This is a genomic window from Paractinoplanes maris, assembly GCF_023544465.1.
In the GTDB taxonomy this organism is placed as follows: Bacteria; Actinomycetota; Actinomycetes; order Mycobacteriales; family Micromonosporaceae; genus Actinoplanes; species Actinoplanes maris.
This window is the reverse complement of the sequence record NZ_JALPVL010000009.1, coordinates 369,673-393,574: the sequence shown is the minus strand read 5'-3', so window position 1 is coordinate 393,574 and position 23,902 is coordinate 369,673. Positions and strand designations below refer to the sequence as shown.

Sequence of the window (23,902 nt, the reverse complement as noted above, 5' to 3'; positions counted from 1 at the left end):
ACACTCTTCAGGAGAACAGGGCGCTGTAGCCGTTCAGCGCGGGCTGGCCGCCGAGGTGGGCGTAGAGGACCGTGGAGTCGGCCGGGACCTCGCGGCGGGTGACCAGGTCGATCAGGGCCGCCATCGACTTGCCCTCGTAGACCGGGTCGGTGACCATGCCTTCGGTGCGGGCGGCCAGGCGCATCGCGTCGAGCGTGGCCTCGTCGGGGATGCCGTAGACGCCGGCGTGGTAACGCTCGTCGAGCAGGATCTCGTCCTCGGTGAGGTCGCGTCGCAGGCCGATCAGCGACGCGGTGTCACGGGCGATCCGGGCGACCTGCGCGCGGGTCTCGGTGGGCTTGGCCGAGGCGTCGATGCCCAGCACGCGGCGGGGGCGGGCACCGGCGTCCCGCAGGGCGGCGAACCCGGCGATCATGCCGGCCTGGGTGCTGCCGGTGACCGAGCAGACGATGACGGTGTCGAAGAAGACGCCCAGCTGCTCCTCCTGCGCCTGCACCTCGTACGCCCAGTTGGCGAAGCCCAGACCGCCGAGCTTGTGGTCGGAGGCGCCCGCCGGGATCGCGTACGGCTTGCCGCCGGAGTCCTCGATGTCGCGCAGCGCCTGCTCCCAGCTCTGTTTGAAGCCGATGCCGAACTCGGAGCGCACCAGGCGCACCTCGGCCCCGGCCAGCCGGCTGATCAGGATGTTGCCGACCTTGTCGTAGACCGGGTCGGGCCAGTCGACCCAGCTCTCCTGCACGAGCACGCACTTGAGGCCGGCCCGGGCGGCGACCGCGGCCACCTGGCGGGTGTGGTTGGACTGGACCCCGCCGATCGAGACGAGCGTGTCGCAGCCCTGGGCCAGCGCGTCGGCCACCAGGTATTCGAGTTTGCGGGTCTTGTTGCCGCCGTAGGCGATGCCGGAGTTGCAGTCCTCCCGCTTGGCCCAGACGGCCGCGCCGCCCAGGTGCGCGGTGAGCCGGTCGAGCCGGTGCACCGGGGACGGGCCGAAGAGCAGCGGGTAACGGTCGAACTCAATCGCCATGATCGTCTCCTAGGTGTTCCAGCGACCGCCAGATCAGGCCGGTCAGCTCGGTTGCCGTGGCGGCATCGCCGGCCGCGCAGGCGGCGATCAGGTCGTCGTGCCGCTCGACCGAGCGGCGCGCGTGGTGCTGCGCGAACTGCCGGCGCTCGAGCCGGCGGATCAGCGGGGTGTAGCGCTCGATGGTCGCGGCCAGCGCCCGGTTGCCACTGGCCCGCACGAGCACGCCGTGCAGCTCGTCGTCGGCGGCCAGGGCGGCGTCGATGTCGCCGGTGCGGGTGGCGGCCTCGAACCGCTGGTTGGCCGCGCGCATGTCGGCGAGGTCGCCGGGCGACAGCGAGCCGACGGTCGCGGCGGCGGCCAGCTCGTGCATGGCCCGCACCACCGCGGCGGCATCGCGGGCCTCGTGCGGCGCGACCTGGGTGACCCGCGTGTAGCTCTGCGGCTTGGTCTCGACCAGACCCTCGTCGGCCAGCCGGGACAGCGCGTCGCGGACCGGGGCCCGGGACAGGCCGAGCCGGTCGGCCAGCTCGGCGCTGTTCACAGCGGCGCCCGGGGCCAGCTCGCCGCGCACGACGGCGTCCCGAATGGCCTCGTACGCCGTCTCGCGCAGCAGTCTGCGGTGCACCCGTTCCACAACTGAAATGTTAGATGACAGCGCACGAGGCTGTCCACTTCACGGGCAGTGCGCCGGGTGCCGGTTGGGTACGATGCGGACGTCGATCTCTGCGAAGGATGTGCGGTGCCGGATCCCGAGGACTTCCTGACCGAGTGGCAGCGCCGGGTCGAGCAGCAGACCACGCAGACGACCGAGCTGAGCCGCCGCATGCAGCACGTCCGCGCGTCGGCGTCGGCCCACGGCGGCGAGGTCGAGGTGACCGTCGACCACTCGGGCGGGCTGGCCGGGCTCGAGCTGAGCGAGCGGGCGCTGCGCCTCTCCCCCGGCGAGCTGTCCCGGGCCATTCTGGAGACCAGCCGGCGGGCTCAGGCTCAGCTCGCGTCGCGGATGAACGAGCTCGTCACCGACATCTACGGCGAGGGGTCGGACACGGCCGGGTTCATCGGGTCGGCCTACGCGGAGACGTTTCCGCCGCCGCCGGAGGACGAGGAAGAGAGCACCAGGCGCGATAGGTTGTGAGAACAGCTCGGAGACGGCATGGGGGCGATCGTGGCTCGACGTGGTGAACGCCCGTGATGACTCCGACCCAGCTGCGCGCCTACTCCACCGTCGTCCGGCTCGGCTCGGTCAAACAGGCCGCGGCCCATCTGGCCGTCTCCGAGTCGGCGGTCTCCCTGCACATCGGTCAGTTGCGGCGCGAGCTGGGCGATCAGCTCTTTTCCCGTACGGCGGCCGGGCTCGCCTTCACGCCGGGTGGCCTGCGTCTGGCCAGCCGGGCCACCGAGTTGCTCGGGCTGCAGGACATCACGGTGCTCGAGGTGAGCGCGGCCGGGCGGGGACGCCGCCTGCTGCGGGTCGGCGCGTCGAGCCTGTTCGCCGAGCACGCCGCACCCGGCCTGATCGAGCGTTTCGCCGCCCGTGCCGACGACCTCGACCTGGAGCTGAGCGTGCGCGACTCCGGCTCCTTCGAGGCACTGCTGGTGAGCCGCACGATCGACATCGCGATCGGGCCGCCGCCCCCGGTGCTCGACCCGGCGTTCGCCGCCCGGCCGGTCATGAATTACCGCATCGTGGTCGTGGCCGGCCCCGACCACCCGATCGTCCACCTGCGACCGTCGGCGTCCCAGCTGCGTGACCAGACGTGGTTGCTGGGCCCGTCCGCCACGGCCACCGCGGGCGCGATCCCCGACCTGCTGGCCCGGCTGGGGGTGCCCGAGGAGCGCCAGCAGATCTACCAGAGCAACGCGGCCGCGCTCGAGGAGGCCAAGCGCGGCAAGGGCCTGGCGCCGGCACTGTCCTTCGCGGTGGCTCCGGACGTCCGCAACGGCACGCTGATCCAGCTGGCGTCGCCGCATGCGGTGCTCGAGGCGGGCTGGCAGGCCATGACGCTGGCCGAGCAGGGGGCCCCGTCGGCCGCCGCCGAACTGGCCCGCTTCGCCTGCACGCCCCGGGCCATCCAGGCCATGATGCGCGGCGCGGGGGCCAAGGTCGGCCACTTCCGGCCGTCGGTGCACGTCACGCTGTGGAGCTGACCCGTTCACGGTGGTGCCGGGCGGAACACCCGGTCCAGCTGGGCGTCGACGAGGGCCAGTGCCTCGTCCGGGCGGTAGAGGCCGACGAGAATCGGGCCGACCAGACCCTGGGTGAGGAAGTAGAGCGCCGGCGCCTCGACGTCGGGGTCGACTCCGTCGCGCAGTTCGCCCAACCGGGACGCCTCGCGGAAACTGGCGACCGACACCGTCAGGATGCGCCCGTATCCGTCGCGGAGCTGCTCGGCGTACGCCGGCGTGACCGTGGCGGCTGAGAAGAACGCGATATTTACGCAGGCCTCTTCGCGGCCGGCCGCGTCGACCGGGAGCATCACCGCGGTGGCGGCCCGGATCAGGTCGCGGCGGGTGGGCTCGCGCAACGCGGTGACGGCGCCCTGGAGCCGGGCCAGCACGCGTTCGCGCATGTGCGCCAGCGCGAACGACAGCATCTGCCGCTTGGTCGGGAAGTAGTACTGCACAGTGCCCATCGAGACACCGGCCTGTTCGGCGACGTCGCGCAGGCTCACCGCCTCGAACCCTTGCGTGCCGATGACTGCGAAGACCGCCTCGGCCAGAAGGCGGCGGCGCTGTTCATGGTCGACCTGCTTCGGCACGCTCCGAACTTATCTCATGCGAGCGCATTGCTAACGACGGGTGACCACCGTTACCATGCACTCGCATGAAAAAGCCACGGGGAGGCTGGTATGGGCATCGAATACGCCGTGAACAAGGACGCCAGAATCGCGTACGAGACCTTCGGCACGGGCGGTGAACCACTGCTGCTGGTGCTCGGCATCGACTATCAGATGGTCTGGTGGCCCGACGCGTTCTGCGAGCGCCTGGTCGAGGCGGGCTACCACGTGGCCCGCTACGACAACCGGGACACCGGCCTGTCCACGCATTACCCCCCACCGGCGGACGGCCACCCGTGGCGCGCGCTTCTGGGCCGCACCCCGCCCCTCTACACCATGGCCGACATGATCGATGACGGGCTGGCGGTGATGGACGCGCTGGGCTGGGACTCCGCGCACGTCCTGGGCGGTGCGTCGGCCTACGCCCAGGGCCTGGTGCTGCTGCACCCCGAGCGGGTCAGCGGCCTCACCCTCTGTATGAGTTTCCCAGCCACCGCGCGGGCACTGCAGATCCTGCGATACCTGAAATTCGGCGTCTTCCGCGAGTTCCGCAAGCTGCCGAAGGCGACCACGCCGGAGCAGGAGATCGACAACCTGATCGCGATCTACCGCGCGCAGTCCTCGCCCGGCTACCCCTTCCCCGAGGAGTGGGTTCGCGAGGCGGCGACGCTCAGCCACAACCGCGCGCCCCGCGACCCCCGCACGACACAGCGGCACCTCGCCGCGGGCCGGGCCGTGAAGCTGCCCCCGCTGTCCACCATCACCGCGCCCACTCTGGTCGTCTCGGGCGCCGAAGATCAGCTCATCAAACCCAGCGGAGGCCGCGACCTGGCCGCCCAGATCCCGGGGGCCGAGTTCGTGGTCTACCCCGGCGTGGGCCACGACCTGCCCGAGGGAATCTGGGACGACGTGATCGCCCGGATGCCGCGCTGACACCGGTCGTATTCCTCAGCCGCCCACCTCTTGCAGGAGGTGGGCGGCGCGGGTCAGATCGTGGAACGTCGCCGCGGGCAGCAGGCGGTCGCAATAAGGGAGGGCGGCGGCCATGCCGGCCACGCTCGGAATGAAACCCGGGGCTCCGGCGCGGGGGTTGAGCCAGAGGATGCGGTGGGCCCGGCGGCGCAGGCGGGCCATCGCGGCATCCATCTGGTCGGCCGGGTCGCTGTCCCAGCCGTCGGAGGCGACGATCACCAGGGCGCCGCGCAGGGCGTTGCCGTGGTGGGAGTTGAGGACCGCGGAAATGTTCGTGGCTATCCTGGTGCCGCCGAAGCGGTCGGTCACCAAGGTGCCGGCGCGGGCGACGGCTTCGGTGGCTGAGGTGTGCCGCAGAGCCGGGGTCAGGCGGGTCAGCGTGGTGGCGAAGGCGAAGACCTCGGCGTCGGCCACCAGGGTGAAGGCGCGCATCAAGTGCAAGTAGGCGGTGGCCTGGGCGCGCATGGATTCGCTCACGTCGCAGAGCAGGACGGCCCGGCGCGGGCGGCGGATCGGGCGTTCCCGGACGAGGGCCACGGGCTCCCAGGCTGTGCGGCGGGCACGGGCGATGGTGGGGCGTAACGCGATGCGGCGACCGGACGGGTCGGCCGCCTGGCGGCGGGTCCGGCGGGTGGGCCAGCGGGTGAGGGTGGCTCGCAAGGCCTCGCCGAGCTGGTCGGTCTGGCTCGCGTCGAGATCCTCGAACGGCAGCTCGGCCAGGGCGGCCAGCGCGCTGGGGCGGCGCTCGGGAGTGGCGAGCGCCGAGTCGGTCGGATCGGCCGGAGCGACCGCGGGCGGCAGGGTGGCCCACGGCAGGCCACCGCCGTCGGCCGGGTCACCGGCTTGGGCCGGGACAGGCACGTGTACGTCGTCCCGCCGCGCGACAAGGGGGCCGGAGGCCCGAGTCAGGGGCAGCGGTGGGGCGTCCGCGAAGACGGCGGCGAAGACCTCGTCGAAGACGGCCAGGTCGGGCTGGCGGCGGACCAGGGCCACCCGGGCCGTCCAATAGAGCGCGCCGACGGTCAGCGGCGGGCTCACGTCGAGCGCGTGGACCAGGTCGCCGGCCTCGGTCAGGCCGGTGGGCAGCCCGGCCCGGCGCAGGCGGTCGACCAACGCCACGGCCAAGGCGGCCCGGTCGGTGCCACGGAGCAGCACCGGCCGGGCCGGCGGCGGGCGGTCCGGGCCGGGGTGCCCGGCCGCCGCACCGGAGGGAAGCTCAGCGCCGGCCAACGAGCCACACGATGAAGGCGACGAGCGCGGCCACGACGACGCCCAGCGGGATCAGTCGCTTGTAGACGGAGCCACCGGCGATCGCCAACAGGTCGAGCGCTTCCGGCTCACCGTCGGCGGCGGGCGCGGCCGACCGGGGAACCGGCTTCGCGAGAGTGGCCGGCCGACCGGCGACGGCTCCGTTCACCGCCTCGTGCGGATCCCGGATCGTCGAATCCGCCGGCTCGGCCGCCGTCGCCTGCCCCGCCGCCGTCGTGTTGTGGCCGCCGGCCGTTGTGGTGTGCCCGGCGGGCGCTGCCGGCTCCGTCGTGGTCGAGGCGGCCAGGGGCTCGCTCCCGGCGACGGCCGGGGTCGCCGGCTCGGCCGCGCCCGGGTCGGCGGGCACCAGGTTGGCGGTGAGAGAGCCCGGGCTGGGAGCGTCCGGGCCCGGCGCCGCAGCGGGCGGGCCGGGCGCCACCACGGCGGCCGTCCCCGGAACCGTCTCCACCGCGGCAGCCGACGGGACAGAGGACGCAGCCGCGGATCCGGCCGACGCCGCAACCGAGAGTCCGTCCGACGCCGCGACCGCAGGACTGGCCGACGTGGCAACGACAGGACTGGCCGGCGCCGCCGCTGGGGAGTCGGCGGCTGTGGAGGTCTCGGCGGCGTTCGGCGAGGAGTCGGTGGCCAGCTTGGCTTCCAGGTTGGTGACGAACTGGGCCAGCAGTTTGCCGGAGATCTCCTTGATCATGCCGCTGCCGAACTGGGCCAGCTTTCCACTGATCTTCAGGTCGGTGTCGACGTTGACCAGCGTACTGTCGCCGGCCGGGGTCAGGACGGCGGTGACCAGGGCCGAGGCGTTGCCGCCGGCCCGGGCGTCGCGGCCCTTGGCGTCGATGACCGCGCGGTAGGCCTCGTCGTCCTTCTCGGTGAACCGGGCCGTCCCGGCGAAGTCGGAGATCACCGGGCCGACCTTCACCTTCACCTTGCCCTGGTACACGTCGCCGTCCACGCCGGTCAGCTGGGCCCCGGGCAGGCAGGGGGCGATGCCCGGCAGATCGGTCAGCACCTGCCAGGCGCGGTCGATCGAGGTGTGCACGGTGAACTCGTTGGTGATCTTCATGGGGTCTCCTGGTGGGCGGCGAGGGCCACCGCTGTCCGGTCGTCGGGGGTTTTGGCGATGGTGCCGAGGGTGCTGACGACCGCGGCGTCGGTCAGGTCGGTGACGCCCAATGCCGACAGGGCCGACACCCAGTCGATGGTCTCGGCCAGGCCGGGTGCCTTGTCGAGCTCCAGACCGCGTACGCGTCGGATGAAGTCAGCGGTGCTGCGGATCAGCGGCTCGGTCGCGCCGGGAACCGACCGGCGGACGATCTCGGCGGCGCGGGCCGGGGCCGGGAACTCGATCCAGTGGTAGAGACAGCGGCGCCGCAGCGCGTCGTGCAGGTCGCGGCTGCGGTTGGAGGTGAGCACCACGACCGGCGGCCGCAGCGCGGTGAAGGTGCCCAGCTCGGGCACGGTGATCGCGGCTTCGCCGAGGAACTCGAACAGCAGCGCCTCGAACTCGTCGTCGGCCCGGTCGATCTCGTCGATCAGCAGCACCGGCGGGGTCGGCCCGCGGTGCCGGACGGCGCGCAGGATGGGCCGTTCCTGCAGGAACTCGGCGGTGAACAGGTCGGCGTCGCCCAGTTTCTCCTGGCGGGCCTCGGCGAGCCGGATCGCCAGCAGCTGCCGCTGGTAGTTCCACTCGTAGAGGGCCTCGCCCGCGGTCAGCCCCTCGTAGCACTGCAGCCGGATCAGCGGCGTCTCGAGCACGAGCGCGAGAGCTTTGGCGGCCGCGGTCTTGCCGACGCCGGGTTCCCCTTCGAGCAGCAGCGGCTTGCCCAGCCGCAACGCGAGGAACATCGCCATGGCCAGGCCGTCGTCGACGAGGTAGTCCACGGCGTCGAGCCGGGTCCGCACCTGCTCGGCCGAGTTCACCGGGCCTCACCGGCCAGCAGCCGCTCGTAGTCGTCGCGGGTGTCGACGTCGATCGGCACCGGCCCGTCGACCGGCACCTCGGTCACCGGATGGGCGCCGGAGTGCAGCATTTTCCAGACCGCCTTGTCGCCGTGCAGGTCGGACAGGCCGGCGAACGTGGCGCGGCGGAAGAGAAAGGGGTGACCGAGACCGTCGTCGTAGCGGCAGACGGCGAGCGGGGTCGGCGCGGCCAGAAGGAAGAGGACGTCGGCCCGGGTGACGCCCGGCTGATCGCCGAGCAGCAACACCAGCGTGTCACCGGCGACCGACGGGATCGCCGAGCTGACCGAGGAGCCACAGCCCGACGAGTACGCCGGATTCTCGATCACCGTGCAGCCGGTGAGGTCGACCCGCTCCCGGACGTCGGAGGCCGACCCGCCGAGCGTGACCAGCAGCTGATCGAAACCGCACGAGCGCGCGACGTCGAGGGTGGCGTCGAGCAGCGTACGGCCGCGGTAGGGAAGCAGTTGCTTGGCCTCCCCCAGCCGCAGTGAACCGCCCGCGGCCAGCACCAGCCCGGTGACCCCCATCGGTCAGCCGGCCACGAAGCTGTCGCGGCACCCCACCCGGCAGAACCAGTAGTCCTGCCCGTCCACGACGGCGTGCGGGGTGTCGTCATCGATGATGACGGTCATGCCGCAGACCGGGTCGATCGCCTGCCGGGGGGCGGAGGCCGAGAGCGTGACCACCGTGGGCGCGGGGACGTCGGCCCGGAGCTCCCGGACTATCTCGGCCAGGATCGACAGCGCGATCTCCTTCGGCGTCCGCGCACCGATGTCCAGCCCCGCATGCGCGCGCACCCGGCCCCGTTCCGCCGGCGTCAGCCTCATCCCGTCCAGGACGATCGCGCCCCGCTTGTGGCTGGCCACCAGGGCCACGTACGGAATCCCGGCGTCCAGGGCGATCCGGATCGCCTCTTCCTCATCGCGCCCGAGCCCCGCCACCACCACGGCCGCCGCGCCGTCGAACGACGTGCCCGGCGCGACCTCGAAGTCCAGGAACTCGGCCAGCGACGCCACCGCCCGCCCGATCGGCGTGCCGCCCACGACGCCGAGCAGCGGCTTGGGCAGCACCGGCTGCAGGAAGATCTCGATCGCCCCGCCGGAGTGGCACGGGTTGACCACGACCAGCGCGCCCGGCGTCTCGGGGAACGCGGCCCCGTCGTCCGGCAGCACCCGGAGCAGCAGCGTGTTGCCGTCCTTCAGCGTGTCGAGCGCCGCCGCCCGCACCGAGCTCTCGGCGCACACCCCGCCCACGAAACCCTCGATCGAGCCGTCGTCCAGGATGACCGCGTCGTCGCCGGGGCGGGCCGAGGTCGGCTCCTGGGCGCGGACGACCGTCGCGTGCACGAACGGGCGCCGGGAGATCGTGAGCTCGGCCGCCCGCGAGGAGATGCTGATCGTCATCGGGACCTCAGATCGGCGGGGTGGCGCGGCCGCGCATGGCGTCCCACACCCGCGAGGGGGTGAGCGGCATGTCGGCGTGCCGCACCCCGAAGGGCTTGAGCGCGTCGACGACGGCGTTGACGATGGCCGGGGGCGAGCCGACGGTGGCCGACTCCCCCACGCCCTTGGCTCCGATCGGGTGGTGCGGCGACGGCGTGACCGTGTATCCGGTCTCCCAGTCGGGCACCTCGAGCGCGGTCGGGATCAGATAGTCCATCAGGGACGCGCCGAGACAGTTACCGTCCTCGTCGAAGGCGATCATCTCCATCAGCGCCATGCCGACGCCGTCGGTGAGCCCGCCGTGCACCTGACCCTCGATGATCATCGGGTTGATGCGGGTGCCGCAGTCGTCGACCGCGATGAAGCGCCGCACCTTGACCTGGGCTGTCCCGGGGTCGATGTCGACGACGCAGATGTACGCCCCGTGCGGGTAGGTCAGGTTGGACGGGTTGTAGCAGATCTGGGCCTCGAGCCCACCCTCGATGCCCTCGGGCAGGTCGCCCGCCCCGTGCGCCCGCATGGCGATCTGCTGGATGGTCACCGACTTGCCCGGGTCGCCCTTGACCTGGAACGCGCCCTTGGCCCACTCCAGGTCGGCCACCGTCACCTCGAGCATGGCCGACGCGATGATCTGCGCCTTGTCGCGAACCTTGCGCGCGACCAGGGCGGCGGCGGCTCCCGAGACCGGGGTCGACCGGCTTCCGTACGTCCCCAGGCCGAACGGGGTCTGGTCGGTGTCCCCGTGCACGACCTCGATGTCGGCCGGCGGGATGCCGATCTCCTCCGCCACGATCTGGGCGAACGTCGTCTCGTGCCCCTGCCCCTGCGTCTTCACCGACAGCCGGACGACGGCCTTGCCGGTCGGGTGCACCCGCAGCTCACACCCGTCGGCCATGCCGAGGCCGAGGATGTCCATGTTCTTACGCGGCCCGGCCCCGACAGCCTCGGTGAAGAACGAGATGCCGATGCCCATCAGCTCGCCGCGGGCCCGTTTCTCGGCCTGCTCGGCGCGCAGTTCGGCGTAGCCGGCGATGTCCATGGCCTGGCGCATCGTGGGCTCGTAATTGCCGGAGTCGTAGACCCAGCCGGTCTTGGTCGTGTAGGGGAACTGGTCGGGCTGGATGAAGTTCTTCAGGCGCAGCTCGGCCGGGTCCATGTCGAGCTCGGCGGCCAGGCAGTCGACGATGCGCTCGACCAGATAGACGGCCTCGGTGATGCGGAAACTGCACGCGTACGCGACCCCGCCGGGTGCCTTGTTGGTGTAGACCGCGGTCATCTTGCAGTAGGCCGCTTCGATGTCGTAGCTGCCGGTGAAGACGCCGAAGAAGCCGGCCGGGTATTTCACCGGCGCCGCGGTGCCGTTGAAGGCGCCGTGGTCGGCCAGCACATTGGTGCGGATGGCCAGGATCTTGCCGTCGCGGGTGGCCGCGATCTCGCCCCGCATGATGTAGTCGCGGGCGAATCCCGTACTGATCAGGTTTTCCGACCGGTCCTCCATCCACTTCACCGGTTTGCCGGTGACGATGGAGCCGACGATCGCGCAGACGTAACCGGGGTAGATCGGCACCTTGTTACCGAAGCCGCCGCCGATGTCCGGCGCGATCACCTGGATCTTGTGCTCGGGCAGGCCGGCCACGATCGCGTAGAGAGTGCGGTGGGCGTGCGGGGCCTGGGTGGTCGACCACAGCTTGAGCTTGCCCTCGACCGCGTCGAAGTCGGCGACCGCGCCGCACGTCTCCATCGGCGCCGGGTGCACGCGGGGGTAGACGATGTCCTCCTTGACCACCACGTCGGCCCGGGCGAACACGGCCTCGGTCTCGGCCTCGTCGCCGGTCTCCCAGTCGAAGCAGTGGTTGTCGGTCTTGCCCTCGAGGTCGTCGCGGATCAGCGGCGCCCCCGGCTCGAGCGACCGGCGCACATCGATGACCGGGTCGAGGACCTCGTACTCCACGTCGATCAGCTCGAGCGCGTCGCGGGCGGCATACCGGTCCTCGGCGACGACGAACGCGACCTCCTGACCCTGGAAGCGCACCTTGTCGGTGGCCAGCACGGCCTGCACGTCGTTGGACAGCGTGGGCATCCAGGCCAGGCCGAGCCCCTTGAGGGTCTCGCCGGTGACCACGGCTTTGACACCCGGCGCGGCCTCGGCGGCGCTGGTGTCGACGCTGACCACCCGCGCGTGGGCGAACGGCGAGCGCAGGATGGCCAGGTGGAGCATGCCCGGCAGCTGCACGTCGTCGGTGAAGCGGCCGCGGCCCCGCAGCAGGCGCGGGTCTTCCTTGCGCAGCATCCGGCCGAACCCGACCGGCGTCTGATCGTTGTCGTCGAAGGTGGTGGTCTTCGGCTCCTCGACTGTGGTCACTGGTTCACCGCCGCCGCCTCGTGGACCGACGCCCAGCGCACCGAGCGGACGATCGTCGAATAGCCCGTACACCGGCAGATCTGACCCGAGATGGCCTCGCGGATCTCGGCGTCGGTCGGGTCGGGATTCTTGTCGAGCAGCGCCCGGCAGGTCATCATCATGCCCGGGGTGCAGAAGCCGCACTGCAGGCCGTGGCACTGCCGGAAACCCTCTTGGATCGGGTCGAGCTCACTGCCCTTGGCCAGGCCTTCCACCGTACGGACCTCGTGGCCGCCGGCCATCGCGGCGAGCACGGTGCACGACTTGACGGGCTCACCGTCGAGCCACACCACACACGTGCCGCAGTTGCTGGTGTCGCAGCCCCAGTGGGTGCCGGTCAGGCTGAGCACGTCGCGCAGGAAGTGCACGAGCAGCAGCCGGCCCTCGATCTCCCGGGTGACCTCGACATCGTTGACCATCATCGTGACCTGCATGGGTTCAGCTCCTCGCCCGGACCACGGCGGTGCGCAGCGTCCGCCGGGTCAGCTCGTCGGCCAGGTGGCGCTTGTAGTCGGCGCTGCCCCGCTGGTCGGTGGCCGGGTCGCAGCTGCGCGCCGCGATCGCCCCGGCCTGCTCGTAGAGTTCCTCAGCCGGCGCGCGCCCGCGCAACGCGGCCGAGATCTGCGGGATGCCGGTCGTGTTGGGACCGACCGCGGCCAGCCCCACCCGCGCGTCGGCGATCGTGCCGTCGGCGGCCAGCCAGACCGCGGCGCCGGCCGACACCACGGCCCAGTCCCCGGCCCGGCGCTCGACCTTCTCGTACGCGCTGCCCCCACCCGCGCGCAGCGGCAACCGCACCTCGGTGAGCATCTCGTCGTCGCCGACCGCCGTCTCGTACGGCCCGACGTGGAACTCCTCCATCGTCACGACCCGCTCGGCGCCGCCCGGGCCACGGATCACACAGCTCGCGTCGAGCGTCGTGCACACCGCGGACAGATCCTCGGACGGGTCGGCCTGGCACAGCGAACCGCCGAGGGTGCCGCGGTTGCGCACCACGGGGTCGGCGATCACCCGCTCGGCGTCCCGGAAGATCGGGAACGCGGCGGCCAGCTCATCGGACTCGAGCAGCTCGCGGTGCCGGGTCAGGGCCCCGATCCGTACGTCGTCAGCGGTGAGCCGGATGTAGCCGAGCTCGGCGTGCAGCGGGTTGATGTCGATCAGATAGTCGAAATTGGCCAGCCGTAGCTTCATCATCGGCAGCAGGCTGTGACCGCCCGCCACCAGACGCGCTGAGCTGCCCAGACGTTCCAGCAGACCGATGGCCTGGTCCACACTGGTGGCACGCTCGTACTCGAACGGCGCGGGCACCTGCACGCTGCACCTCCTGCGATTGCCGAGCATCTTTCCTGAGCGCCGTCCAATGTCAACAGCTACCTAAGGGATGTCTTAGGTTGCTCTGCGTAACCGCGAGCGGTGCGGCTCGGGAGTGCCGGCGACTCGATCCCGCGGTTGGGCAGCGGCAATTCGGTGACGAGCCTCACCGCGATGAGCGCCGGATATCGCGCTGGTTACCCGCTGTTGATCCCGGATGTCCGGAAAGACATCGGACGAAGATTCCGATCCGGGACGGAAGTGTCCGGTGGGGCGCCCGGGAAAGCGTCAGGTTCGCGAAACCCGGCCGATCGTCCAACCGTGGCCGCTCCGGGACGCCGAGTCCCGCCCACCTGAGGGCGGCCCGACCTGACACCGACAGGAACTTCAGTGGGCGGGAACGGGGGAACCAAATCGCCGGCGCCGTGACGGGCCGGCTCGGGGTGAGGTCGCGCGAGCGACGGGCCGCCTTCAGGCCTAATCCGACAGCTAACCTCGCAGGCGGTTGAAGGACCGAGGATCGTCTTGTCTTTCCCACTGCCACTGCGCCGCCTACTGCTGCTCATCGCCGCGACGGCCATCGCCACCACGCTGCTCATCACCCCGTCGGCCACCCGGGCCGAGGCCACCCCGTCGGCCGCCCAAGCCGCAGCCACCCCGTCAGCCGCCCGGGCCGGGGCCACGCCGAAACTGACTCCCGTGGCCGCGGGGATCATCCGTGGCAACAAGATCGTCGCGGTGGCCCGGGCTCAGCAGGGCAAGCCGTATAAATACGGGGCTCGAGGTCCCGGCGCGTTCGACTGCTCCGGGTTGTCCGGATTCGCGTACGGGAAAGTCGGCCTCACGCTGCCGCGGACCGCCCAGGCGCAGTACACAGCGGCCCGCAAGATTTCCCAGGCCGCCGCTCGCCCGGGCGACCTGGTGTTCTGGATGTCCGGGGGCCGCGCCTACCACGTGGCCGTCTACGCCGGCGCCGGCCGGGTGTGGCACGCCCCCAAGCCCGGCGACCGCGTCAAGCTGGCCAGGATCTGGTCCGCGAGCCAGGTCAGGTTCGCCCGGATCGGAAGCTGAGCCCCATCCTCGCCGGCTCCGCCTCGGAGTCTGCAGGCTGAACTCCGGCACGCCGGGGCGGCGCGAGCTGGGACTCGCACGCTGGGACCGCGCAAGCTAGGACTCGCCGCGTCCGCACCGCACCGCACCGCACCGGCTGGGATTCAGCACCCTAGGAGCGCGGGCTGTGACTCGGCACCCTAGGACCGCGCACGCTGGGACTCGGCGCGTCCGCACCGCACGGGCTGGGATTCAGCACCCTAGGAGCGCGGGCTGTGACTCGGCACCCTCGGACCGCGCACGCTGGGACTCGGCGCGCTCGGACCGCACAGGCTCGGACTCAGCACCCTAGGAGCGCGGGCTGTGACTCGGCACCCTGGGACCGTGCAAGCTAGGACTCAGCACGCTAGGGCCGCGCGGGTGGGACTCAGCAGGCTGGGACCGCGCAGGCTGGGACCGCGCAGGCTGGGACCGCGCAGGCTGGGACCGCGCAGGCTGGGACCGCGCAGGCTGGGACTCAGCACGCTCGGACCGCGCAGGCTAGGACTCAGCACGCTCGGACCGCGCAGGCTAGGACTCAGCACGCTCGGACCGCGCAGGCTAGGACTCAGCACGCTCGGACCGCGCAGGCTAGGACTCAGCACGCTCGGACCGCGCAGGCTAGGACTCAGCACGCTCGGACCGCGCAGGCTAGGACTCAGCACGCTCGGACTCGGCACGCTAGGACTCGGCACGCTAGGACTCGGCACGCTAGGACTCGGCACGCTAGGACCGGGCGGGCTGGGACTCGGCGGGCGCGGCTTTGGGTGCGCCTGCCGGGTCAGTCGCGGCAGCGGGGGCTGTGGCCTGGGTAGGGGCTGTGGCGTCGGTGGGAGGTTCGGGGATGGTGTGGGTGAGGCGGGCGGCCAGGCGGTCGTAGGCCAGCAAGACCGCTCCCAGGATCGCGAAGATGACGCCGAGCTTGACGAACTGGCCGGCCACCCAGCCGTACCCCTGGGAAGTGGGGTCCAGGAAGAAGTAGGGGTAGCGGTCGCTGACCGTGGGGAACGCGACCGCCCGGGCCACCGAGGTCGCTCCGTAGCCCAGTGGGTAGAGGATCCACAGCGGAAGGTCTCGCCATGGGGAGACGCGGCGCGGCCCGAATGCAAGCCAGTCGGTCAGGACGAGCACCGGGACGGCGTAGTGGACCAGGAAGCGGGACCAGTTGAGCACTTGCCGGGACGGGTCGTCGATCAGCAGGCCGGGCAGCGGGTTCTCGCCGTTCTGGAGCATGAAGTGGGAGATCAGGCCGGTGATGACGATCCACAGGGTGACCGCGCCGCGCAGCCGGGGCGCTGCTGGGGCGGTCGTGCGGCGGCGGATCATCCAGTAGAGGACGCCGCCGAAGTAGCCGAGCGTGATGATGTTGCTCTGGCTGGTGTAGTACGCGAGCCGATGCTCGCCGATCAGCAGACCGGCCAGTCCGCAGCCGACGATCAGCACCCGCAACCACCACTGCGGACTCAGACCCACCCTCACCGCAACGCTCCCTTTTGAACCTTGCCCATCGCATTGCGCGGCAGGGCGTCGACCAGATGCACGGCGCGCGGCCGTTTGTGGGCGGCCAGGCGGTCGGCGACCCAGGCGATCAGGTCGCCCTCGCGGGCGCCTTCGGCCACCACGTACGCGGTGATCTGCTCGCCCAGGTCGGGGTGCGGGGTGCCGATCACGGCTGCCTCGCGCACCGCCGGGTGCAGCAGCAGCGCGTCCTCGACCTCTCCCGCGCCGACCCGGTAGCCGCCGGTCTTGATCAGGTCGGTGGAGGCCCGGCCGACGATCCGGTGCCAGCCGTCGGCCCCGATTGTGGCGACGTCACCGGTCGCGTACCAGCCCTCGGTCCTTTCCTGACCCAGGTAGCCGTCGAAGAGTGTGGCCCCGCGGACCTGCAGGTGACCGATGTCGCCCGGTGGCACGGCTTCGCCCGCTTCGCCGACCAGCCGGGTCTCGACGCCCGGAACGGGCAGGCCGACCTGGCCGGGGCGGCGTTCGCCGTCGGCGCGGGCGCTCACGGTGATCAGGGTCTCGGTCATGCCGTACCGCTCGACCGGCGCCTGACCGGTCAGCGCGACCAGGTCGTCGAAGACCGGGACGGGCAGCGGTGCGCTGCCGGAGACCAGCAGGCGGGCGTGGCTGAGGGCGCGGGCCTCAGTGGGGGCGGCGCAGACCCGCGACCACACCGTGGGCACGCCGAAATACATGGTGCCGGGCGTGGCCGCGTACGCCTGGGGTGTGGGCCGGCCGGTGTGAACCAGCCGCGACCCGAGCCGGAGCGGACCGAGCACGCCCAGCACCAGCCCGTGGACGTGGAAGAGCGGCAGGCCGTGGACCAGTGTGTCGTCCGGCGTCCATTGCCACACCTCGGCCAGGGCGTCGAGGTCGGCGGCGAGCGCCCGGCGGGAGATGACGGCGCCCTTGGGCGGTCCGGTGGTGCCGCTGGTGTAGAGGATCAGCGCGGGGGCGTCGGGGCCGGGCTCGGCGGGCACCGTGGTGGCAGTCCGGGTGGTCGGCCCGTCGACCAGCTCGGCGCCGGAGTCGCGGAGGAGGTGGGCTCGCTCCAGTTCGCCGGCGTCGGGCGGCACGGGTACGGCGGGAACGCCCGCCAGCAGCGCGGCGGTGATCCGGATGACGGTGTCGATCGTGGGGGTGGCGTCCACGGCGATCATGCGGCGGCCGGCCAGCTCGGCGGCCAGCGCGGACGCCCGGCCCAGCAGCTCGTGCCGGGAGATCGCCGAGTGCTCGTCCCGCACAGCCTCGGCCTGATCGGCGTCGTCGTGCAGCGCCCGCAGCAGCCGCGTCACCGAGCACCCCCGAGCTGGGTGAGCATGGGTGCGAGCAGGTCGTTCAGCTCGCGGACGAGGACGGTCACGGTGCGTTCGGCCAGGTCGGGCAGCTCGGGGCCGGGGCTTTCGGGCAGCTTGGGCAGCTCGGTCAAGGCCAGCGGGGCCTCGGCGGTCAGCGTCGAGCGCAGGTGCGGGGTGCGGCTCAGCTCCTGCTGCGACGGGGCGAGGAACTGCCCGAACGTCTCCGGCCAGCCGCGCCAGCCGCGATCCTGCGTCCAGGCCTGCGATCCGCTCAGCGCGGCCGGCCAGGGCGCGACCAGCTCGACGGCGGCGGTCAGCGAACCGTCCCAGGTGTTGCGCCGGCAGGCGGCGCTCAGCACGCGGCGATGGAATCGCACGAAGCCCGGGTCGAGGTGCGGCGCGGTGGCGAGCCGCCAGGCCACGCAGGCGAAGCCGACCGGCGAGATGTCACCCCAGCAGTCGTCGAACTCCTTGGCGTTCACCCACACGTGCTCGGCGAACCGGCTGCGTCCCAGCCCCGCGTTCTCCCGGTCGTAGTGATGGTCGATCCAGGCGACGCTCGACGGAGCCATCCGCCCACCTTAGGCCCTGGCCCGGAGCCCGTCGAAGACGATGGCGAGCACACGGGCCCGCAGGGCGGCGCCGTCGGCGTCGAGCTCGGGAACCCGGGAGACGGCCAGCATGAGGGCCACCAGTTCGCCGACCGTGACGTCGGGGCGGATGGCGCCCTGCTGCTGGGCTCGTTCGAGCAGGGTGCCCAGGGCCAGCGGCAGCTGCTCACGGGCCGGGGTCAGAGCATCTCGTACGTTCGTCGCGGCGAAGGCGTCGGCCCAGGCCTGCTTGCCCGCGGCCACCTCGGCCACCCGGTTGAGGAAGACCCAGATCGCCTGGCTCGGGTCGTCGGCCTGGACCAGTTGGTCGGCTTCCTCGCCGAAGCGGCGTAAGCGTTCGCGGAAAACCGCTTCGATCAGTGCCGCCTTGGTCGGGAAGTGCCGGAAGACGGTGCCGATGCCGACGCCCGCCGCGCGAGCCACCTCCTCGGTGGAGACTGCCGTGCCTCGCGCCACGAACACCTGCTCGGCCGCCGCGAGAACGCGGGACCTGTTACGCAACGCATCAGCACGCGGCGCGCGTGCGGCCATGGTTCACTCTCCGTCCGTTTTGGGGCTTTGACAGCCGGTTGACCGTTCATCAGCCTAGCGTCCCCTTTGTAACGGAGTGATCACTCCACTTTAGACACTGAACGCCGACAAAGACCCGGTCTTTCTAGCCAAAGGCGACCCCTCCTCCAGCATCCTAGGAGGCTAGGTAATGATCTTCGGCGACCGGGCTTGCGGCTGTGGCTCAGCTCGCAGACCGCGGCCGGCTCCGGCCAGACGATCCCGGCCCGAGTCGCTCGACGGCCGGGGCGCGCAAAAACGCCCGGTGCCGTGGGACGGCACCGGGCGCTCTGGGACGACGACTTACTTGAGCAGGCGCTTGTCCGCGTTCAAGGACTTGGGCAGCGCGATGGTGATCCACTCGTTGTTGTCGGCGGCGGTGGCGCTGCGGCCGGTCGAGAACGGGAAGTTGTTGTCGTTGAGGACGGCGATCGTCCGGTCGTCGAGGATGACCACGTCCTCGATGGTCTGGAAGGGGAACGTGAACGTCGGGCCGAAGCCGCCGATCCGGCGCGGGTTGGCGATGTTCATGAGGTCCACCAGCAGGGTCTTGCGCAGCTGGGTGCCGCGCTTCTCGGCGAGGTAGATCTTCTTGACGACCGCCGTCGCCCCCTGGCCGTTGTCCCGCTCGATGACCAGGAACCGGTTCTTGTCGACCGCGATCGCGTCACCGATGGCGAAATCCGGGTTGTCCAGCTGATAGGTCCAGCGCTTGCCGGTGTACTTCTTCGCCCGTACGTCGAACTCGTTGAGCCGCAGCTCCCCGGCCGGATCGCCGGCGACCGTGCCCTCGAGCAGCCCGTAGAGGTAGCGCCCGTCGGGCGACTGGGCCAGCCCCTCGAAGCCCTTGCTGCTGCGCGCGGTCGCCGTGACCCCGGTGCGGGCGGCCGTCTCGGGCGCGATCACGCCGTCGAGTGCGACCGGCGCGTCGAGCATTCGGCCGGCCCGGTCGAAGTGCAGCAGGTACGGGCCGAACTCGTCACCGATCCAGTAGGAGCCGTCGGCCCCCTTCTGGATCGACTCGGGGTCGAAGTCGGCGCCGGTGAGCACCCGGTCGGTGCGGGTCAGCGCCCACGGGACCAGCTGGCCGGGGTCGGTCAGGTTGATGCCGCCGAGCACGTCGACCTGCTGGGTCCGCGGGACCGGGGCCAGCTTCTGGACGCGCAGCAGGAAGTCGCCCGAGTTGGCCTGGTTGCCGTACCCGTTGTCGGAGAGCACGTCGAAGGTGCCGTCACCGTTGTCGACGATGCCCGAGAAGCCCTGGATCGGCTGGTCGGCGAAGGGCACGGTGAAGCCGTTGAGGTTGCCGGTGGCCAGCGCGCCGGACTGCTCACTGCCCGGGACGAACGTGCCGGCGGGCAGCGCGGCCCAGCCGGTCAGCGTGGGCTTGGTGACCTGGTGGCCGCCGGCGTAGGACGCGGTGCCGGCCAGCGGCAGGGTGAGCGCCAGGACGCCGGTCCCGGCGAGAACGTTGCGGACGATCTTTCGCATGGCCGCAGGCTAGGGGCCCCGGGTTAATCGGGACCGACCAATGGCTTGCGCGGGCACGCGTAATGATCAAAAGGTGAGCTCAGCGGGTGGCCGTCTCGGCTTCCCCGAGCGAGTGGATCGTCTCGACGCCGCCCCCGAAGCCGGCGGCGGCGACCGCGGCGATCACCGTGGCCGCGCGCAGGGCGTGGTGACCGCCGTGGCCCAGGGTGGCGGCCTTGATGTTGTGGGCGACCGCGCGGGGCAGGGTGCGGCGCAAGTAGTCCTGCTCGGCGCCGAGCTTCTGGTCGCGCGGGAGCAGGCCGGCCATCTGCACCTTGCCGCGCCCCTCGGCATAGCAGCGGCGCAGGAAGAAGCGGAACGTCGACCGGTCGAGCGGAACGTCGTGCTCGATGACCGAGTCGGGGACGTACATCCAGTGGCCACCGGTCTCGGCGCTGATCCGCAGGCACAGCTCGGTGTCCTCGGGCCGGTTCTGGTCGCCCAGCTTGCCGAAGCCGACCCGGAAGCCGCCCACCTTCTCGAACGCGTCCCGGCGGATCATCATGCTGGCCGACCACACGTTGCGGATCTCGGCGACCGAGGTCGGCATGCCCGCGTACGAGACGCCGACCGTCCACAGCAGCTCGTCGGGCATCCAGCGCGGGCGGTTGCTCTCCCACGCCGGGACGATGAGGCCACCGGCGCCGACCACCGCCGGGTCGGCGAACGGCGCGGCGAGGTGACCCAGCCAGGTGTCGTGGGCGACGGTGTCGTCGTCGAGGAACGCGATCAGCTCGGACCGGGCGTGGAAGGCGCCGGTGTTGCGGTTGCCGGAAGCACCGCGGGCCGACTCGTTCTCGAGCACGGTGACGCCGGCGAACTCCGCCGTGGCCCGCTCGAACAGCCCGGGGTTGTGGTCGACCACGACGATGATCTCCGCCGGGGTCACCTTCTGCTCCTGGGCGGACGCAACCGTGCGCCGCAGCGAATCCCAGCGACGCTCGCTGTGCGTAGGGATGACGACGCTGGCGTCGATGCTGTCAGTCATGGCGAGGCGCTCCTGAAAGTGGCGAAGCAAGGCAGTTGATCAACCCGTGGCCGGGACCATACCGATCTTTCCTATGAATGGGATAAGAGTCTGCCCGGCCATGATTTACAGTTCTGACGCCATTGTTTCGGCCCGGGAAACGCTCCGGGCAATGGCGTTCTTTGCGACGCGCACGCCGAAACACCCGCAACCCGTCCCAGTTACCCTCCTAAGCCCGCAGGCCGGACATGGGCCCGCGTTTTAGCAGGTCGAATACTCGATGTACGAATCAGTGACCGTTCCCGGGCGGGGACGGTCCCCGGAATGCCGTCGCCGGCCGCCAGTCGTCCCGGCCATGATTCACCGTTCGACCGATGCCTTTTTCGCTCAACGGCGTGCACGCACACAGAAATGGTCGGGCATTCAGCGCCGACGTTGTCGCACACATCACCGACCCGGGCGAGGCGGCGGGAAATCAGGCGTACAAAAAGTGACGACTGTCATGCACGGAGCGTGACAGTCGTCAGGGAAAAAGGAGTCAGCGCCAGAAGACGGCGACCGCGGCGTTGGCCAGGGTCAGGGTGATGATGCCGATGAAGTGGCCCTTGTTCACGGCCTCCCGCCTGCGCGGGACGAACACCATGATGAAGATCAGGATGGCCAGCAGGAGCTTGACGCCGAGCTTGATCGGGCTGGGCTCGGCGTCGCCGCCGCCCCGCAGCGGGGCCGCCAGCGCGAGGCCGGACAGCAACTGGATGATCGAGCCCCACAGCACGGCCGGATTGATCCGGAACTTGCCGGTGAGGAACTGAGCGATCGCCCCGCCGAGCAGCAGCGCGAAGCCGACCAGGTGAATGAAGAGCAGGATCAGCCGGAGTGCTTCCACCCGGGAAAGCTTGCCAAAGCCGGTTGTGCCCCGGTCACCCGGGGCCGGTGGTCACCGGCAGGGTGAACAGGCCGCGCAGGAGCAGACCGGGGCGCCACTGCAGCTCCGACGCGGGGACGGCCAGGCGCAGCGACGGGAATCGGCGGGTCAGCGCGCCGAAGGCGATCTGCGCCTCGAGACGGGCCAGCGGGGCGCCCAGGCAGTAGTGGATGCCGTGCCCGAAGGCCAGGTGCGGATTGTTGGGGCGGTCGAGCCGCAGCTCGTCGGGGTCGGCGAAGCGGGAGTCGTCCCGGTTGGCCGAGAGCAGGCTGATCACGACCGGCGCGTACGCCGGGATCGTGCGGCCACCGAGCTCGACCGCCGACTTGGTGATGCGGAAGGTGGCGACCTCCACCGGGGACTCGAACCGCAGGAACTCCTCGATCGCCGTGGGCAGCAGTTCCGGCTGCGCGCACAACTGCTCCCAGCGCTCCCGCTCACCGAGCAGCAGCGAGGCACCGTTGCCGATCAGGTTGACGGTGGTCTCGTGGCCGGCGATCAGCAGCAGGAAGACCATCGACATCAGCTCGTCCTCGCTGAGCCGGTCCTCGCTGTCGCGCACCTCGATCAGGCCGGAGAGCAGGTCGTCGCCGGGCTGGGCCCGCCGGGCGGCCAGCAGCGCCCGGATGTAGGCGACCATCGCCTGCGCGGCGGCCGGGAAGTCGGCCTGGTAGGCGACGCCACCGACGATGATGTTGGACCACCGGCGGAACGCGTCCTGGTCCTCGGCCGGGATGCCCAGCAGCTCGCAGATCACCTGGATGGGCAGCGGGAAGGCGAACGCGTCGATCAGGTCGAAGTCCTGACCGGGCCCGGGGAACGCGTCCAGCAGGCTCTCGGTGATCTCGGTGATCCGGGGGCGCAGCGCCTCGATGCGGCGGGCCGTGAAGGCGGCCGACACGAGGCGGCGCAGGCGGGTGTGGTCGGGCGGGTCGACGGCCAGCATGTGCCGCGACAACGCCCGCTCGATCTCGCTCGACGGGTGGCCGTCGTCGCGGCCGGTCTTGGAGAAACGCGGGTCGGTCAGCGCCTGCCGGGCGTCGTCGTAACGGGTCACCAGCCAGACGATCGCGCCGCTGGCGATGCGGACCTCCCGCACCGGGCCCTCGCGCCGCCACAACGCATACGCCGGGTGGGGGTTGGCATGGAACTCACGGTCGGCCAGATTGTCCCGGACGCTCTGCGACATGCCTGCATCTCCCCCGTCATTCGTGGACTTCTATGACAGTACGCCCCGGAATGCCGTGCCAGGCAAGCAGGTTTTCCGCCTCGGCGACGACCGGATCGAGGTCCACCGGGAAGAACATGGTGGCGTGCAGGGTGTCGCCGGTGATGGTCCACCGGCCCGCGACCCGCCCGTCGACCAGCACGAACCGGGCGCCCTCGACGCTGTGCTTGCGGTACGCGTCGTCGATCACCCGGCGGCGGTCGTCGAAGCCCAGCACCACGTTGTCGAAGGCGGGCAGGAAACGCGGCGGCTGCGGCTGATCCTCCTCCGGCAGCGGCCCGTCGAGCACGTCGAGCAGCTCGCGGCCACGGGCGTCGCGGAAGCTGCGCAGCCGGGGCCGCAGCCGCTTGATCGACTCGCGCAGGCCGCTCAGCCCGGACCAGGCCCGGATGTCACTCGACGAGGCCGGCCCGAACGCCCGCAGGTAGCGCAGGACGAGGTCGTCGGCCACGCACGGCGGCGGCACCGGGCGGCCCAGCCAGGCCTCGATCGTCGTGTTGCGGGCCGGCGCCGTCCGGCCCCAGACACCGCGCGGCGGCACCTGCACGAGCGGCACCAGCGAGCTCAGCAGGTCGCCGAGGACGCGGGCCGGGACCGACGGCCAGCGCGCACCGACCGCGCGCCCCACCTCGAGCAGGATGCTCGGCGTCCGGGCGAAGTGCGGCCCTCCGGCCTCGGCCAGCTCGGCGAGATCGACATCCTCGATCTCCCGGCGGTACACGGCTTTGACGCGGGCCTCGAGCATCGGCTGGTGCAGCCCGCGCAGTCCCAGGCAGTCGGCCGCCGTGACGAGGTGCATCGTGCGCCGCATCAGCAGCGTACGCACGACCTGCCGGCTCTCCAGCGCCTCGACCAGCTCGGCCGGCTGGAACCCCTCGAGGCGGCTCCAGAGGCCGACGTACGGCTCCTGGGGCTCCTGAGCCTGCAGCCCGATGAGGTGCTCGACCGCCTCGACGGCCGGGCGGACCCGCCGCCGGTCGAGCAGTTGCCGCGTCATCAGGGCCCGGTTGAGCGCGCGGTCGCTGAGCACTTCCATGGGAGAAA

General features: G+C 71.3%; 24 protein-coding genes and 1 riboswitch. Of the genes, 4 read left to right on the top strand and 20 right to left on the bottom strand.

The window, feature by feature from the left end; genetic code table 11:
- Positions 1 to 7: 7 nt before the first annotated feature.
- Positions 8 to 1,024 (bottom strand): 1-aminocyclopropane-1-carboxylate deaminase, encoded by a 1,017-nt coding sequence (locus NAG42_RS27150; protein ID WP_250034394.1) that lies wholly within the window; start codon positions 1,022 to 1,024, stop codon positions 8 to 10.
- The gene (locus NAG42_RS27145) at positions 1,014 to 1,658 is read right to left on the bottom strand and encodes a GntR family transcriptional regulator (RefSeq protein WP_250034392.1); all 645 of its coding nucleotides are present in this window, start codon (positions 1,656 to 1,658) and stop codon (positions 1,014 to 1,016) included. Before NAG42_RS27145 ends, NAG42_RS27150 begins: the two co-directional genes overlap by 11 nt.
- Before the next feature lie 105 nt (positions 1,659 to 1,763).
- Here NAG42_RS27145 and NAG42_RS27140 point away from each other — a divergent pair, with 105 nt between their 5' ends.
- Together NAG42_RS27140 and NAG42_RS27135 are read left to right on the top strand one after the other, a co-directional pair.
- On the top strand, positions 1,764 to 2,159 hold the full coding sequence (locus NAG42_RS27140) for a YbaB/EbfC family nucleoid-associated protein (RefSeq protein ID WP_250034390.1): 396 nt from the start codon (positions 1,764 to 1,766) through the stop codon (positions 2,157 to 2,159).
- Between the two features lie 56 nt (positions 2,160 to 2,215).
- Positions 2,216 to 3,172 (top strand): LysR family transcriptional regulator, encoded by a 957-nt coding sequence (locus NAG42_RS27135; RefSeq protein WP_250034388.1) that lies wholly within the window; start codon positions 2,216 to 2,218, stop codon positions 3,170 to 3,172.
- 5 nt (positions 3,173 to 3,177) lie between these two features.
- Here NAG42_RS27135 and NAG42_RS27130 read toward each other — a convergent pair whose 3' ends face one another.
- The gene (locus NAG42_RS27130; RefSeq protein ID WP_250034386.1) at positions 3,178 to 3,783 is read right to left on the bottom strand and encodes a TetR/AcrR family transcriptional regulator; all 606 of its coding nucleotides are present in this window, start codon (positions 3,781 to 3,783) and stop codon (positions 3,178 to 3,180) included.
- Between the two features lie 90 nt (positions 3,784 to 3,873).
- On the opposite strand from NAG42_RS27130, the gene NAG42_RS27125 reads away from it, so the two are divergent.
- Positions 3,874 to 4,734, top strand: a complete 861-nt coding sequence (locus NAG42_RS27125) for an alpha/beta fold hydrolase (protein WP_250034385.1) — start codon at positions 3,874 to 3,876, stop codon at positions 4,732 to 4,734.
- A 15-nt stretch (positions 4,735 to 4,749) separates the two neighbouring features.
- Here the strand turns inward: NAG42_RS27125 and NAG42_RS27120 are convergent, their stop codons facing one another.
- The 8 genes from NAG42_RS27120 to NAG42_RS27085 are packed head-to-tail and all read right to left on the bottom strand — an operon-like array spanning position 4,750 to position 13,161.
- Positions 4,750 to 6,003, bottom strand: a complete 1,254-nt coding sequence (locus tag NAG42_RS27120) for a vWA domain-containing protein (RefSeq protein ID WP_250034383.1) — start codon at positions 6,001 to 6,003, stop codon at positions 4,750 to 4,752.
- Positions 5,990 to 7,105 carry an SRPBCC family protein gene (locus tag NAG42_RS27115; protein WP_250034381.1) on the bottom strand — a complete coding sequence of 372 codons (1,116 nt, stop codon included), beginning with the start codon at positions 7,103 to 7,105 and terminating at the stop codon, positions 5,990 to 5,992. The genes NAG42_RS27120 and NAG42_RS27115 overlap by 14 nt, the downstream gene beginning before the upstream one ends.
- Positions 7,102 to 7,962 (bottom strand): AAA family ATPase, encoded by an 861-nt coding sequence (locus NAG42_RS27110; protein ID WP_250034378.1) that lies wholly within the window; start codon positions 7,960 to 7,962, stop codon positions 7,102 to 7,104. The genes NAG42_RS27115 and NAG42_RS27110 overlap by 4 nt, the downstream gene beginning before the upstream one ends.
- A complete protein-coding gene (locus NAG42_RS27105) occupies positions 7,959 to 8,531 on the bottom strand; it encodes a nucleotidyltransferase family protein (RefSeq protein WP_250034377.1) in 573 nt (190 codons plus the stop codon). Before NAG42_RS27105 ends, NAG42_RS27110 begins: the two co-directional genes overlap by 4 nt.
- 3 nt (positions 8,532 to 8,534) lie before the next feature.
- Positions 8,535 to 9,407, bottom strand: a complete 873-nt coding sequence (locus tag NAG42_RS27100; RefSeq protein WP_250034375.1) for an XdhC family protein — start codon at positions 9,405 to 9,407, stop codon at positions 8,535 to 8,537.
- A gap of 7 nt (positions 9,408 to 9,414) precedes the next feature.
- Positions 9,415 to 11,808, bottom strand: coding sequence for an aerobic carbon-monoxide dehydrogenase large subunit (locus tag NAG42_RS27095; protein WP_250034374.1), 2,394 nt, complete (start codon positions 11,806 to 11,808; stop codon positions 9,415 to 9,417).
- Positions 11,805 to 12,281, bottom strand: coding sequence for a (2Fe-2S)-binding protein (locus NAG42_RS27090; RefSeq protein ID WP_250034372.1), 477 nt, complete (start codon positions 12,279 to 12,281; stop codon positions 11,805 to 11,807). Before NAG42_RS27090 ends, NAG42_RS27095 begins: the two co-directional genes overlap by 4 nt.
- Positions 12,282 to 12,285: 4 nt before the next feature.
- Positions 12,286 to 13,161 (bottom strand): FAD binding domain-containing protein, encoded by an 876-nt coding sequence (locus tag NAG42_RS27085; RefSeq protein ID WP_250034370.1) that lies wholly within the window; start codon positions 13,159 to 13,161, stop codon positions 12,286 to 12,288.
- Between the two features lie 360 nt (positions 13,162 to 13,521).
- A riboswitch (cyclic di-AMP (ydaO/yuaA leader) is annotated at positions 13,522 to 13,678 on the top strand.
- Positions 13,679 to 13,683: 5 nt separating this feature from the next.
- On the opposite strand from NAG42_RS27085, the gene NAG42_RS27080 reads away from it, so the two are divergent.
- Entirely contained in the window at positions 13,684 to 14,229 is a 546-nt protein-coding gene (locus tag NAG42_RS27080; protein WP_250034368.1) for a C40 family peptidase, read from the top strand.
- Between the two features lie 744 nt (positions 14,230 to 14,973).
- Here NAG42_RS27080 and NAG42_RS27075 read toward each other — a convergent pair.
- The 9 genes from NAG42_RS27075 to NAG42_RS27035 form a co-directional block, all read right to left on the bottom strand.
- Entirely contained in the window at positions 14,974 to 15,726 is a 753-nt protein-coding gene (locus tag NAG42_RS27075) for a Pr6Pr family membrane protein (protein WP_250034367.1), read from the bottom strand.
- Complete coding sequence (locus NAG42_RS27070; RefSeq protein WP_438872449.1) at positions 15,723 to 17,045, bottom strand: AMP-binding protein; 1,323 nt, start codon at positions 17,043 to 17,045, stop codon at positions 15,723 to 15,725. Before NAG42_RS27070 ends, NAG42_RS27075 begins: the two co-directional genes overlap by 4 nt.
- Positions 17,042 to 17,620, bottom strand: coding sequence for a hypothetical protein (locus NAG42_RS27065; RefSeq protein WP_250034366.1), 579 nt, complete (start codon positions 17,618 to 17,620; stop codon positions 17,042 to 17,044). Before NAG42_RS27065 ends, NAG42_RS27070 begins: the two co-directional genes overlap by 4 nt.
- A gap of 9 nt (positions 17,621 to 17,629) precedes the next feature.
- Positions 17,630 to 18,190, bottom strand: coding sequence for a TetR/AcrR family transcriptional regulator (locus NAG42_RS27060; protein WP_250034365.1), 561 nt, complete (start codon positions 18,188 to 18,190; stop codon positions 17,630 to 17,632).
- A 321-nt stretch (positions 18,191 to 18,511) separates the two neighbouring features.
- Positions 18,512 to 19,699 carry an esterase-like activity of phytase family protein gene (locus NAG42_RS27055; protein ID WP_250034364.1) on the bottom strand — a complete coding sequence of 396 codons (1,188 nt, stop codon included), beginning with the start codon at positions 19,697 to 19,699 and terminating at the stop codon, positions 18,512 to 18,514.
- Between the two features lie 79 nt (positions 19,700 to 19,778).
- A complete protein-coding gene (locus NAG42_RS27050; RefSeq protein WP_250034363.1) occupies positions 19,779 to 20,726 on the bottom strand; it encodes a glycosyltransferase family 2 protein in 948 nt (315 codons plus the stop codon).
- Between the two features lie 517 nt (positions 20,727 to 21,243).
- Positions 21,244 to 21,591 (bottom strand): hypothetical protein, encoded by a 348-nt coding sequence (locus NAG42_RS27045; RefSeq protein WP_250034362.1) that lies wholly within the window; start codon positions 21,589 to 21,591, stop codon positions 21,244 to 21,246.
- A 34-nt stretch (positions 21,592 to 21,625) separates the two neighbouring features.
- Positions 21,626 to 22,819 carry a cytochrome P450 family protein gene (locus tag NAG42_RS27040; protein WP_250034361.1) on the bottom strand — a complete coding sequence of 398 codons (1,194 nt, stop codon included), beginning with the start codon at positions 22,817 to 22,819 and terminating at the stop codon, positions 21,626 to 21,628.
- Positions 22,820 to 22,835: 16 nt separating this feature from the next.
- Positions 22,836 to 23,894, bottom strand: a complete 1,059-nt coding sequence (locus tag NAG42_RS27035) for a winged helix DNA-binding domain-containing protein (RefSeq protein WP_250034359.1) — start codon at positions 23,892 to 23,894, stop codon at positions 22,836 to 22,838.
- Positions 23,895 to 23,902: the final 8 nt, after the last annotated feature.